Source organism: Burkholderia sp. KL41, from assembly GCF_057005415.2.
In genome coordinates this window covers 1,254,636-1,267,009 of record NZ_CM174447.1, presented here as the reverse complement: position 1 = coordinate 1,267,009, position 12,374 = coordinate 1,254,636, and the positions used below count along the sequence as shown (strand labels likewise).

11 protein-coding genes are annotated in these 12,374 nt (G+C 67.1%); 5 read left to right on the top strand and 6 right to left on the bottom strand.

The window, feature by feature from the left end:
• Positions 1-355: 355 nt before the first annotated feature.
• Complete coding sequence (locus PQB87_RS23240; RefSeq protein ID WP_301862479.1) at positions 356-1,840, bottom strand: amidase; 1,485 nt, start codon at positions 1,838-1,840, stop codon at positions 356-358.
• 368 nt (positions 1,841-2,208) lie between these two features.
• On the opposite strand from PQB87_RS23240, the gene PQB87_RS23235 reads away from it, so the two are divergent.
• From PQB87_RS23235 to PQB87_RS23225, 3 genes are all read left to right on the top strand, one after another.
• Positions 2,209-2,643: a universal stress protein gene (locus PQB87_RS23235; protein WP_153489296.1), complete on the top strand. Its 435-nt coding sequence runs from the start codon at positions 2,209-2,211 to the stop codon at positions 2,641-2,643.
• A 631-nt stretch (positions 2,644-3,274) separates the two neighbouring features.
• Positions 3,275-3,523 carry a hypothetical protein gene (locus tag PQB87_RS23230; protein ID WP_021161497.1) on the top strand — a complete coding sequence of 83 codons (249 nt, stop codon included), beginning with the start codon at positions 3,275-3,277 and terminating at the stop codon, positions 3,521-3,523.
• Between the two features lie 304 nt (positions 3,524-3,827).
• The gene (locus tag PQB87_RS23225; protein ID WP_059484814.1) at positions 3,828-4,301 is read left to right on the top strand and encodes a nuclear transport factor 2 family protein; all 474 of its coding nucleotides are present in this window, start codon (positions 3,828-3,830) and stop codon (positions 4,299-4,301) included.
• A gap of 11 nt (positions 4,302-4,312) precedes the next feature.
• Here the strand turns inward: PQB87_RS23225 and PQB87_RS23220 are convergent, their stop codons facing one another.
• Positions 4,313-5,068: a BPL-N domain-containing protein gene (locus tag PQB87_RS23220; RefSeq protein ID WP_301862481.1), complete on the bottom strand. Its 756-nt coding sequence runs from the start codon at positions 5,066-5,068 to the stop codon at positions 4,313-4,315.
• Positions 5,069-5,674: 606 nt separating this feature from the next.
• On the opposite strand from PQB87_RS23220, the gene acnB reads away from it, so the two are divergent.
• A complete protein-coding gene (gene acnB, locus PQB87_RS23215; RefSeq protein ID WP_027789367.1) occupies positions 5,675-8,260 on the top strand; it encodes a bifunctional aconitate hydratase 2/2-methylisocitrate dehydratase in 2,586 nt (861 codons plus the stop codon).
• An 85-nt stretch (positions 8,261-8,345) separates the two neighbouring features.
• Here acnB and PQB87_RS23210 read toward each other — a convergent pair whose 3' ends face one another.
• Entirely contained in the window at positions 8,346-8,759 is a 414-nt protein-coding gene (locus tag PQB87_RS23210) for a PPC domain-containing DNA-binding protein (RefSeq protein WP_489243970.1), read from the bottom strand.
• A gap of 68 nt (positions 8,760-8,827) precedes the next feature.
• Positions 8,828-9,013, bottom strand: coding sequence for a hypothetical protein (locus PQB87_RS23205; RefSeq protein WP_489243969.1), 186 nt, complete (start codon positions 9,011-9,013; stop codon positions 8,828-8,830).
• 184 nt (positions 9,014-9,197) lie between these two features.
• Between PQB87_RS23205 and PQB87_RS23200 the strand changes: the two genes are divergently transcribed.
• A complete protein-coding gene (locus PQB87_RS23200; RefSeq protein ID WP_060173490.1) occupies positions 9,198-10,124 on the top strand; it encodes an ADP-ribosylglycohydrolase family protein in 927 nt (308 codons plus the stop codon).
• Positions 10,125-10,266: 142 nt separating this feature from the next.
• On the opposite strand, the gene PQB87_RS23195 is transcribed toward PQB87_RS23200, so the two are convergent.
• Both PQB87_RS23195 and PQB87_RS23190 read right to left on the bottom strand, forming a co-directional pair.
• Positions 10,267-10,818, bottom strand: a complete 552-nt coding sequence (locus tag PQB87_RS23195) for a GNAT family N-acetyltransferase (protein WP_060061460.1) — start codon at positions 10,816-10,818, stop codon at positions 10,267-10,269.
• Between the two features lie 138 nt (positions 10,819-10,956).
• Positions 10,957-12,357: an MFS transporter gene (locus PQB87_RS23190; protein WP_048022629.1), complete on the bottom strand. Its 1,401-nt coding sequence runs from the start codon at positions 12,355-12,357 to the stop codon at positions 10,957-10,959.
• Positions 12,358-12,374 lie beyond the last annotated feature (17 nt).

Sequence of the window (12,374 nt, the reverse complement as noted above, 5' to 3'; positions counted from 1 at the left end):
TGGCCTGCCAGCCGTCGCACGTCTTGAACCGCACGTCGGATTCAACATCGACCGGCGGTATGTGACGCGGAACGTGCCGTGCCGCGTCAATCACATGACGCCACACCGTCGCGCAAATGCGCCCGTGCCGGGATCAGCATGATGCGCGCCGACGAACAGCACGGCGCAGCGTGACGCGGAACGTGCCGTGCCGCGTCATTGACATGACGCCACGCCGTCGCGCACATGCGCCCGTGCCACGGGCTCGGCCTGACATGCCCCGGCAACACGTTCGAAAACAAAAGCAAAACGAGCGGCTTGCCGCCGCCCGCTTGGTCATCCGCCATCCGCTACCGGCTATCGCCCGGCCGCCGTATCACCCCGCCATCCACGCCGGCAGCCGCCCGTCCACCCAGCCGGCCGCCTGCTCGTAGCCGCGCGCGAGCTGCAACACGGCGAGATCGGCACGCGGGCGCCCGATCAGTTGCATCCCCATCGGCAGCCCCGCGTCGTTGAAGCCGACCGGCACGCTGATCACCGGGCAGCCGGCCAGCGTCCACGGCACGACCGTTTCCATCCAGCGGTGGTAGGTATCCATCGCACGGCCCGCGATCTCCGTCGGCCAGCGCTGGTCGACGTCGAACGGGAACACCTGCGCGGTCGGCGCCGCGATGAAGTCGTAACGGTCGAAGAAGCTCAGCACGGCCTGATGCCACGCGGTGCGCTCGACGCTCGCCTCGAACACGGCCGCGCCCTGCATCGCGAGCAGCCCTTCGACCTCGTAGATCGCCTCGGGCTTCAGCAACGCGCGCCGCGCCGGGTCGCGATAGTGCGCCAGCAGCCCGCCGCCGGACAACAAGTGCCGGTGCGCGAGCCACAGGCGCCAGATCCGGTCGGGCGCGAACGCCGGCAGTGCGGCGTCGACGTCGCAGCCGATCTCGCGCAGCGTCGCCAGCCCCTGTTCGCACAGCGCGAGCACGCCGGCCTCGGTCGCGAGATAGCCGTTCCAGTCGCCGACCCACGCGACGCGCTTGCCGCGCAGGTCGGTGTCGAGCGGCTGCGCGAACACGGCCGGATCCTCCGCGAGCGACAGCGGATCGTTGCGGTCGTAGCCGGCCTGGATCGCGAGCAGCTGCGCGACGTCGCCGACCGTGCGGCCCATCGGCCCTTCGATGCCGAGCTGCTGCACGAACACGTCGACGCCCGGCCAGCGCGGCACGCGCCCCTGAGACGGGCGGAAGCCGTAGATGTTGCAGAACGCGGCCGGATTGCGCAGCGAACCACCGAAGTCGCTGCCGTCCGCGACCGGCAGCATCCGCGACGCGAGCGCCGCCGCCGTGCCGCCGCTGCTGCCGCCCGCGCTTTTCGTCAGGTCGTAAGGGTTGCGCGTCGCGCCGAAGACTTCGTTGAACGTGTGCGAGCCGAGCCCGAATTCGGGCGTGTTGGTCTTGCCGATGAAGATCGCGCCGGCCGCGCGCATCCGCGCGACGCACACGGAATCGGCCTGCGGCACGTTTTCGCGAAAGATCGGCGAGCCGTAGGTCGTCCGCAGCCCCTTCGTCATCGCCAGATCCTTCGGCGCCTGCGGCATCCCGTGCATCCAGCCGTGGTACTCGCCACGCGCCAGTGCGGCATCCTTTTCCGCGGCTTCGGCGAGCAGCGCGTCGCGATCGCGCAGCGCGACGATCGCGTTGACCGCACCGTTCACGCGCTCGACGTGATCGAGATACGCGCGCATCGTCTCGACGCACGACACGGCCTTGCCGCGGATCGCCGACGCGAGTTCGCCGGCCGACAGGCGCACGATCGGGTCGACGGGGATGGAAGCGGGAGCGAGAAGCTGCGGGGCGCCGTGCGGCATGCGGAGTCTCCTGGAATCGGAACGGGATGGCGGGCCGCCTGGCGGCGGACGCCCCCCGAAACGGACGGGCGGGGCCGCGCCGCGGCCGATGCACTACTCTACGCGACGCCGGATCGGCAACCTCCGATATTTTCCGCCGCGATTCATTGCGGTTCCGACTAAATCGGGGCGACATGCCACGCTGCGCACGCGCCGCCCTCGCGGATGAAATCGTTTATGCGCATAAACTTAAATTTCTTATATTTCTATCAGGCGCAGCACGAGACGGCGCGCGTTAACGACATTTTTACGCGGTCGGCCGTTCTCTTTAGATCGTTCGTCCCGGCGGCACGCTACGCTGGAATCATCTCGTTTCCTGGACAACGTTCATGCTCAAGCTGCTGGTTCCGGTCGGCCACTCTCCCCGCTCGCTACAGGCGGTTCGCCACGCGACATTCCTGTATCGCGAACGGTGCGCGTCGGAAATCGTACTGATCAACGTACAGGCGCCGCTCGAATCGACGCGGCTCGAGGCCTACCATCCGCTGTCGCGGCTGCGTTCGATCGAGGAGAAGTTCGCGTCCGCCGATCTGGCCACGGCCGAGCGGATCCTGCGGGAAGCCGGCGTCAAGTACAGCGTCGTGATGAAGGTCGGCCCGGTGGCCGATACGATCGCGGCCGTAGCGGCGGAGATGGGGTGCGACGAGATCGTGGTCGTCGCGCCGCGGCACGATCCGTTGCATGCGCTGATGTCGGTGTTCCGCCGCAGCGTGATGAGCCGGCTGGTGCGGATTTCGAACGTGCCGGTCACGGCCGTGCAATGACGGCGATGACGCGCGGCAACGCGACGGCGGCCGTTCGCTGACGGACCGCAGGTTTGCAGCGAGCGGTGCGACACTCGTGCGCGTTCCGCGTTACCGCCCACGCACGCACCGGCCTTCTCGCCGCGCTTACTTGATGACCTTGCGCCAGAACACGAAATAGGCGGCTGCCGAAGACGCAACGAGCAGGATGGCCCACATCGGAGCGAGGCTGATCAGGACGGAAGAGACGTTAAGCATTTGGATTCCTCACTATTTCGACAGCGATGTTCAACACGCACCTGCTTGCCGGAACCGATGCACTCCTCCGCGATCGCGTTCCGTCAAATCATGCGTTCATGCTATCGCTGTGAACGGCCGTCCGACCGCCCCCTCCCGCCCGTCTCCTGACATTCGTCAAACTCGCGCGAATCGCGTGCCTGTCGCGCTGAAAACCATCGCTCGAATGTCTCGCCGCACGTCCGGTTTCGCCCGCCGGCCGCATGGAAACCGTGCCTTCGCTCCGCCCGCAACACGCGAAAACGGGACACGATCACCCCGCCCGCCCCCCGATTCAGCAGACGTTTACCGGGGGAACCCCCAAGTGCTTCGTCGAACGTGTCCGCGTTACGCTTGTGCGACGAGGAGACGAACCATGAGACGAGCCGTACATATCGCTGTTTTCGCGCTGCTGGCGTATCTCATCGGCGATCGCGCGATCCTGCATGCGCAGGGCCGCGACACCAGCCCGCTCGCGTGCGAACAGGGCGCCGCGCAAGTGAAGGTCGACGCGCTCGGCCGCGGCTTCGGCGAAGCAGCGGCCAGCAGCCAGGGCGAGGCATTCATGTCGGGCTGCCTGGTGACGGGGCGCGGCAACCAGGACGTGGCGCTGGCGAACCGCTGACGTGCATTCGCCGACGCTCCGGCCGGGTTCCGGTCGCGACGGCTGAACCGGTGGAGCCGCGCACGCCCTTATCCCTTCCCGCTTGTTTCGATCGATATCGCGACATGCCGCGACGCATGTCACGTTCAGGGCGGCGGTCACGCCGAACGCCCGCACGTGACCTGCATCGTCGCGCGGAAGACACGTCGACATCCGCTCGATCGGGGCATTCCTGCCGTATGGCGCGCCCCCGTCGATCAACCGGTCGAATGTCCGGCCGCCGCGTCGAGACTCCGTTTCATCTGCAACGACACCCCACCCAACGATGAGCCATCCGCACACCGAGTTGATCCAGCGCTTCTACACGGCGTTCCAGCAGCGCGACATCGACGCGATGCTCGCCTGCTATGCCGATGACGTCGTCTTCAGCGATCCCGCGTTCGGCGAGCTGCGCGGCGACCTCGCACGCGACATGTGGCGCATGCTGGTCGCGCGTGCGCAGGACTTTTCCCTGACGTTCAGCGACGTCGCCGCGGATCAGCAGGCCGGGCGCGCCGAATGGATCGCCCATTACCGGTTCACCACGACCGGCCGGATGGTGGTCAACCGGATTAACGCGCGGTTCCGGTTTCGCGACGGGCGCATCGTCGAGCATCGCGACAGCTTCGACCTGTGGCGCTGGGCGCGTCAGGCGCTTGGACTGAAAGGCGCGCTGCTCGGCTGGACGCCTTTCGTGCAACGCGCGATCCGCGCACAGGCGCGGAAGAATCTTGACGCGTATCGCGCACGGCGGAATTAGCTCGCGCACCGTCATGGCTTCATCGTCGCGTTGATCAGGTCGTACGCCATGTCCGGCAGAACCCCGTCCGGATTCCGGAGACCGTACTCGCGATACCAGCTTTCGTCGGCTTCGGGATGCGGGCCGACAAGACCGACGCGCCCTTTGCCGTAGCGATAGGTCGCGGCTGCGATATCGCGGTTCGGATAGGTCGCCAGCACGGCCGCGCCGGGGGCGGCCGGGAGCATCGCGCCGTCCTGGAAGTAGATCCAGCGTTTTTTCCCGCGCCATACCACCGGCGTCACCGTGTCCGCGATACCGTGAAGCGTCGAGCGCGGCCGGTCGACCTCCGAGTCGATCTCGCCCGCGACCAGCCCGAAACCCGGGTCGCCCGCCAGGTAGGCGCCCATGCAGATGCCCAGATAGCGCCCGCCGTTCGACACGTATTGCCGCACGGCCTCGATCGAGGCTTTCCCGATGCTGGCCGCCGCGCCGGGAATGTCCTGCCCGCCGCCGGGCTGGACATACAGCGCGGCGCCGGCGAGGACAGCAGGCGTGATCCGGCGTTTTTCCGCGGGCCCGACGTAAAGCACCCGGAACTTGTGCTCGGATTCCCGCAGGCGCCTCGCAATCGTCTCGGGGCAACCGTCGCATGCGGCCGGGCCGCGATAGACCAGTGCGACGGGACGGCTGTCGAAGCCGCGCGTTTCGTCGTCGGCCGCCGCCGCATGAACGAGCGACGACGCGACGAGCGACAGGACAACGAAAATCGATTCTCTGGATCGCATGTTCCGGATTGACGGGACTTGAGGGTTCGCGGCCGGCCGTTCACGACGAAGCGACCGGCACGCGCCAATGCCCCACTTTTTTTGAAATATCGCTGAAAGGCACGTGAAATACAGCGTAGGCGCCCGAAAGCGGTATGTGTGTACCGTTTCCTGTGTGCTTGTGCAGAAATGTGCGCCGCCGGCTTCCGGGATTCCGGGCTTCCGGGATTCGTAACCAGCAGCGCCCCCGCGCGGGCGGCAGCCTCGGGCGCCCCTTGCCTGTTCACACGACAGCGGCCAGCGCCGCGACGCGGGCGACACGACGCAGACGGACACCCCGGATCCCGGTCACGCACACCGCCGCCCCGCTCCTCGCATCAACAGTCGGGACACCCGAGACACCGCGCCCGCAGGCATGCCCCGGCGCGCCGCCGAAACACGTCCGCAAACACCGGCTCCCCCGCGCCACCGCACTTTCCCGTACCCAAGTCTCAACTCTTATATAAGACATAAGACATTTGACGTTACAGATCATTGAGATTAGAATCCCGCTCAAAGCAGTGCCTGGAACAGCCCCGGAGTGCCGGCAAGGCCTTCCCCTCAAACGCAATATCAGCAGGTCTCCCCATGCTTGAAAACTTTCGTGCTCACGTGGCCGCCCGCGCCGCGCTCGGTATTCCTCCCCTGCCGCTGACGGCTCAGCAGACCGCCGAACTGGTGGAACTGCTGACCAACCCGCCCGCCGGCGAAGAGCAGACGCTCGTCGACCTGATCACCCATCGCGTGCCGGCCGGCGTCGACGAAGCCGCCCGCGTGAAGGCCGGCTTCCTGGCCGCCGTGGCCAAGGGCGAGACCGCCTGCCCGCTGATCTCGCGCGAACGCGCCACCGAACTGCTCGGCACGATGCTGGGCGGCTACAACATCCAGCCGCTGATCGAGCTGCTGTCCGACGAGGCAGTCGCTGCCGTCGCCGCTGACGCACTGAAGAAAACCCTGCTGATGTTCGACCAGTTCCATGACGTCAAGGAACTCGCCGACAAGGGCAACGCGCACGCGAAGGCCGTGCTGCAAAGCTGGGCCGACGCCGAATGGTTCACGAGCCGTCCGGAAGTGCCGCAAAGCCTGACCATCACCGTGTTCAAGGTGACGGGCGAAACGAACACCGACGACCTGTCGCCGGCCCCGGACGCCACCACCCGCCCGGACATCCCGATGCACGCGCTGGCGATGCTGAAGAACGCCCGCCCGGGCATCACGCCGGAAGAAGACGGCAAGCGCGGCCCGGTCAAGTTCATCGAATCGCTGAAGGAAAAGGGTCACCTGGTCGCCTACGTGGGCGACGTGGTCGGCACCGGCTCCTCGCGCAAGTCGGCCACCAACTCGGTGCTGTGGTTCACGGGCGAAGACATCCCGTTCGTGCCGAACAAGCGCTTCGGCGGCGTGTGCCTCGGCGGCAAGATCGCCCCGATCTTCTACAACACGATGGAAGACGCCGGCGCGCTGCCGATCGAGCTCGACGTGTCGCAGATGGAAATGGGCGACGTGGTCGAACTGCGCCCGTATGAAGGCAAGGCGCTGAAGGACGGCAACGTGATCGCCGAATTCCAGGTCAAGTCCGACGTGCTGTTCGACGAAGTGCGCGCCGGCGGCCGCATTCCGCTGATCATCGGCCGCGGCCTGACCGCGAAGGCGCGTGAAGCGCTGGGCCTCGCGCCGTCGACGCTGTTCCGCCTGCCGCACCAGCCGGCCGACAGCGGCAAGGGCTTCTCGCTCGCGCAGAAGATGGTCGGCCGCGCATGCGGTCTGCCGGAAGGCCAGGGCGTGCGCCCGGGCACGTACTGCGAACCGAAGATGACCTCGGTCGGCTCGCAGGACACCACGGGCCCGATGACCCGCGACGAACTGAAGGATCTCGCCTGCCTCGGCTTCTCGGCCGACCTCGTGATGCAGTCGTTCTGCCACACCGCCGCATATCCGAAGCCGGTCGACGTGAAGACGCACCAGACGCTGCCGAACTTCATCAGCACGCGTGGCGGCATCGCGCTGCGCCCGGGCGACGGCGTGATCCACTCGTGGCTGAACCGCATGCTGCTGCCCGACACCGTCGGCACCGGCGGCGATTCGCACACGCGTTTCCCGATCGGCATCAGCTTCCCGGCAGGTTCGGGCCTGGTCGCGTTCGCGGCCGCCACCGGCACGATGCCGCTGGACATGCCGGAATCGGTGCTGGTCCGCTTCAAGGGCAAGATGCAGCCGGGCGTCACGCTGCGTGACCTCGTCAACGCGATCCCGCTGTACGCGATCAAGCAAGGCATGCTGACGGTCGCCAAGCAAGGCAAGAAGAACATCTTCTCGGGCCGCATCCTCGAAATCGAAGGCCTGCCCGACCTGAAGGTCGAGCAAGCGTTCGAGCTGTCGGATGCGTCCGCCGAGCGTTCGGCCGCCGGTTGCTCGGTGCGCCTGAACAAGGAACCGATCATCGAATACCTGAACAGCAACATCACGCTGCTGAAGTGGATGATCGCGCAGGGCTACCAGGATCCGCGCAGCCTGCAGCGCCGTATCGCGGCGATGGAGCAGTGGCTGGCCGACCCGCAACTGCTGTCGCCGGATGCCGACGCCGAGTACGCGGCCGTCATCGAGATCGACCTCGCCGACATCCACGAGCCGATCGTCGCCTGCCCGAACGACCCGGACGACGTGAAGACGCTGTCGGACGTCGCCGGCGCCAAGATCGACGAAGTGTTCATCGGCTCGTGCATGACCAACATCGGTCACTTCCGCGCCGCGTCGAAGCTGCTCGAAGGCAAGCGCGACATCCCGGTCAAGCTGTGGGTCGCGCCGCCGACCAAGATGGACCAGAAGCAGCTGACGGAAGAAGGCCACTACGGCGTGTTCGGCACGGCCGGTGCGCGTACCGAAATGCCGGGCTGCTCGCTGTGCATGGGTAACCAGGCCCAGGTGCGCGAAGGCGCGACGGTCATGTCGACGTCGACCCGCAACTTCCCGAACCGTCTCGGCAAGAACACGAACGTGTATCTCGGCTCGGCGGAACTGGCGGCCATCTGCTCGCGTCTGGGCAAGATCCCGACCAAGGAAGAGTACATGGCGGACATGGGCGTGCTCAGCGCCAACGGCGACAAGATCTACAAGTACATGAACTTCGACCAGATCGAAGACTTCAAGGAAGTGGCCGACACCGTGCAGATGTAAGCACGCACGGCGAGCTGCGACGGGCGGTTGACACGTCGCAGCGCCGCGCAATGGCGCCGCAGGCTGAAAGGCCTGCGGCGCTTTTTTATGCCGTTTCGCCGCCCGGCTCTCGCCGGATCACCAGCTCGTTGAAGCCGGTGCCCGCATCGGGTTCGCGAGAGAAACGATGGGCGGGCAGCAGCGCGAGCAGGATCTCGGCGGTCGTGCGCACCACGCAACCACTCACCACATGGCCGCCCGACACGCGGCCGCTCGCGTCGGAAACGGACATGTGCAGGTGCGCGCCGTCCGGCGACACCGAACCGGCCAGCGTCAGAATTTCGAGGTCGCCGCGCAATTCGGTCGGCTGGTCGACGCCGGCGAAGCGCAATTGCGCGACACTCAGGCTGCCGATGCCCTGGATCACGAAGGCCGCGTGCGCACCGTGCGGGCGCAATGCTTCCTCGATCGAACGGCGCAGATCGTCGCCGGGGGAAAGACGCAGAGGATGGGCTTGCATGGTCGATCCTGTTCGTGGGCCGGGGTGCCGGCCAAGCGTAAGTTTGCGCCGGCAATCCGGCAAGGCCGTCAGTCGCTCGGCCGCTCAGAGGTCGAGCCGCAGACACTCGAATTCGACCGCGCCACCGCATGGCAGCGCGCCGTGCCGCCGAACGAGAACACCGTGATCTCGTGCTCGCCGCAGCATGGCGTCACTTCCGCGTATTCACTGTCGACGGAATACGCTGCGACGCGCGTTACCACGATCTGTTTCATGTCGTTGCTCCCTACTCGGCGCCACCCGCTCCGCAGTCGGTCAGCGAATCCGGTCCTGACTCGCAAGCATACCTCCGGCGATTCGCGCGCACCGCTGCCTACGGCCCTTCGGCATGCGCCGGCTAGGCACGCGAATGCGATTGGTCTAATCTGCAACGCGAGCCGCCAACCCCAACCTCTTCCGATGACGACCCTTCCGAACCGACAATCCCGCCTGCGCGGCGGCCTGCTTGGCCTGCTGATCGGCGACGCACTGGGCGTGCCGTACGAATTCCACGATGCCGCGTCGATCCCGCCGCCCGCCGCGATCGACATGACGCCGCCGCCCGGCTTTGCGCGTGCACACGACGGCGTGCCGCCCGGCACCTGGAGCGACGACGGCGCGCAGGCGCTCGCGCTGCTCGACGCGCTCGCGGATGACCGTGACCTGAATCTCGACACGTTCGCCCGCAACCTGCAGGACTGGTTTCATCGCGGCGCCTTCACGCCGGACGGCCGCGTGTTCGATGTCGGCCTGCAGACGCAGCGTGCGTTCCATGCGCTGGCGGCCGGCGCGGCGCCCGCCGTTGCCGGCCCTGACGGCGAGCGCGACAACGGCAACGGCTCGCTGATGCGCTGCTTCCCGGTGGTGATGGTCGCCGCCTCGCGCGACGACGCGATCCGGCTTGCGTGCAAGCAAAGCGTCGTCACGCACGGCCACGTGCGCTCGCAGCTGTGCTGTGCGCTTTATGGCCTGACGGCATGGGGCATCGTCAAGGGCAAGCCGGCGCCGGATGCGGTGCGCGCGGCCGAGGACGAGTTGCTCACACGCTACGCGGGCACCGCAGACGAAGTCGAACTGAAGATCGTGCTCGATGGCCGCTTCGACGCGCCGCAAGGGTCCGGTTACGTGGTCGACAGCTTCTGGTCGTCGATCCATTGCCTGTTGTCGACGCGCAGCTACGAAGACTGCGTGAAGCGCGCGATCGCGCTCGGCAACGACACGGACACGACGGCGGCCATCGCCGGCAGCCTCGCCGGCGCGTTGTACGGCGAGCACGCGTTACCCGACCGGTGGGTCGCGGCACTGCGCGGGAAAGAACAGGTCGAGGGCCTGCTCGCGAAATCGTGAGCGTTCGACGAGCATGCGCGGCCGGCGACAGAGAGACCGGACGGGAGAGTACGCAGACGCGAACGGGTACAACCGGCGCGTGGCCGACATGAAAGACAGCCGCCGGGATTGACCTGACCGGGCCATCGCCGGCCCGGCCGCCTCACGCGCGCCGGTCGCTCGCCAGCAATCCGTACAGCGCGCTGTCCGACACTTCGTCACCGACGATCCAGCGTTCGCGCAGCACCCCTTCCCGCGCGAAGCCGAGCCGTTCGAGCAGCCGCGCCGACGCGACGTTGCGCGGATCGATATCGGCTTCGATCCGGTTCAGCCGCAACGTGCCGAACGCGTGATCGATCACGGCCGACGCCGCCTCGCGCATGTAGCCGCCGCGCCAGTACCGGCGCCGCAGGCTGAAGCCGATCTCCGCACGCCGGCATTGCTCGTTCGCATGGAACAGCACGCATTCGCCGAGTGCTTCGCCGGTTTCCCGCAGTTCGAGCACGCAGATCAGGTCCTGCCCGCTCGCGGACGTGTTCAGGTTGCGCGTGACGCGCTCGACGGCCTGTTCGATGTGCGTCATCGGCGAGAACGAGAAATAGCGCATCGCTTCCGCATCCGACCAGATCTCGAAGAAGGCGTGCGCGTCGGCTTCGCGCAGCGGCCGCAGGACGAGGCGGGATGTTTCCAGCGTGACGGGTTCGAACAGGGGCATGACAACACTCGATCGAAAAACGGGAGCGTGAATTAGAACACGCAAGCCTCGAGTCGGCCACGCCAACATCACCGCGAAAAACAAAAAGCCCGGGCATCGCCCGGGCCTCCGCACGTCATCCGTTACCGCCGGCCGCGCTTACGCTTCAAGCGCTTCGAGCACCTTCCCCTTCGTCTCGATCCCGACGAAGTGCACGGTCACCGCCGCGATCAGCGGCACGATGCCGATCAGGTAGAACGCCGGCGCGAGATTCCCGCCGATGATCGCGTGCGGCACCACCATCGGCGCGACGAACGACGCGATCTTCAGCCACGCGCTGCCGAGCCCGCAGCCCGACGCGCGGATGCTCGTCGGATACTGCTCCGGCGTATAGACGTACGCGGTGATGAACCCCGACGCCATCAACCCGAGCGACAGCGAGCAGAAGATCGAGACGACATACACCGACGACGCGTGATAGACACCCGCGAACGCCAGCGACAGCGCGCACAGCACGAACGACCACACGATCACCGGCTTGCGGCCGAGCTTGTCGACGAGCAGCGCCGACGCCAGCGACCCGAGCACACCCATCACCGAGCCGATCACCGCGAGGTTCAGCGCGAGCTGTAGCGGCGCGTGATAGAAGTTCTTGTAGATCGTCGGCAGCCACGTCGACAGCCCGTACTGGATGAACCCGCAGGTCGCCCACAACGTCGCCACCGCGAGCGTGCGCTTGCGATACGCGGCGCTGAACAGGTCGCTCATCCGGCGCTTCGGGTGCTGGCGCACCATCTCGTCGAACGCGGCCACCTGCGTGACGGGCGGCAGCTCGCCGCGCACCGACGCTTCGAACGCGCTCGTCGCCCGCCCGGCTTCCGCGAGCCGCCCGCGCGACGCGAGCCAGCGCGGCGATTCCGGCACGAGGCGCGTCAGCACGAGCGACAGGATCAGCGGCAGCCCGCCGACGAAGTACATGATCTCCCAGCCGAAGCGCGGCACGAGCCACGCGCCGAGTGCCATCGACACGAGCAGGCCGATCGGGAACACGATCTCGTACAGCAGCACGAAGCGGCCGCGGCCATGTGCGCGCGTGATCTCGTTGATGTACGTCGCGGCGACCGGCAACTCGCCGCCCAGCCCCAGGCCCTGCAGGATCCGCAGCAGCACGAAGATCTCGAACGTCGGCGCGAAGCCGCACGCGATGCTCGTGATGCCGATCACGGCCGAGCTCCACGCGATCGCCTTCACGCGGCCGTGCTTCTCCGCCAGCGCGGGAAACAGGAATGCGCCGATCAGCTGGCCGATCGCGCCGGACGCGATCAGCAGGCCGATCTGGGTCGGCGACAGCCCCCATTTGTGAATCAGCAGCGGCAGCGTGGCCGCGATCGTGATCACGTCGAAGCCGTCGAAGAACGTCGCGGTGCCGATCAGCACGCGGGCGCGGATCTGCATTGCGTTGGCCGGAAGCCGCTCGAGCCGCGCGATGATCGCGCCGGGCGTGGAGGCGGCAGCTTCCATCGTGGCGCGACCGGCCACGACATTGTCGAAAGTGCTCATGCGGAGGATCTCCTGGG

Coding starts and splice junctions, on each gene's coding strand:
- PQB87_RS23240 (WP_301862479.1), bottom strand. CDS start 1,840: ATGCCGCACGGCGCCCCGCAGCTTCTCGCTCCCGCTTCCATCCCCGTC.
- PQB87_RS23235 (WP_153489296.1), top strand. CDS start 2,209: ATGCTCAAGCTGCTGGTTCCGGTCGGCCACTCTCCCCGCTCGCTACAG.
- PQB87_RS23230 (WP_021161497.1), top strand. CDS start 3,275: ATGAGACGAGCCGTACATATCGCTGTTTTCGCGCTGCTGGCGTATCTC.
- PQB87_RS23225 (WP_059484814.1), top strand. CDS start 3,828: ATGAGCCATCCGCACACCGAGTTGATCCAGCGCTTCTACACGGCGTTC.
- PQB87_RS23220 (WP_301862481.1), bottom strand. CDS start 5,068: ATGCGATCCAGAGAATCGATTTTCGTTGTCCTGTCGCTCGTCGCGTCG.
- acnB (WP_027789367.1), top strand. CDS start 5,675: ATGCTTGAAAACTTTCGTGCTCACGTGGCCGCCCGCGCCGCGCTCGGT.
- PQB87_RS23210 (WP_489243970.1), bottom strand. CDS start 8,759: ATGCAAGCCCATCCTCTGCGTCTTTCCCCCGGCGACGATCTGCGCCGT.
- PQB87_RS23205 (WP_489243969.1), bottom strand. CDS start 9,013: ATGAAACAGATCGTGGTAACGCGCGTCGCAGCGTATTCCGTCGACAGT.
- PQB87_RS23200 (WP_060173490.1), top strand. CDS start 9,198: ATGACGACCCTTCCGAACCGACAATCCCGCCTGCGCGGCGGCCTGCTT.
- PQB87_RS23195 (WP_060061460.1), bottom strand. CDS start 10,818: ATGCCCCTGTTCGAACCCGTCACGCTGGAAACATCCCGCCTCGTCCTG.
- PQB87_RS23190 (WP_048022629.1), bottom strand. CDS start 12,357: ATGAGCACTTTCGACAATGTCGTGGCCGGTCGCGCCACGATGGAAGCT.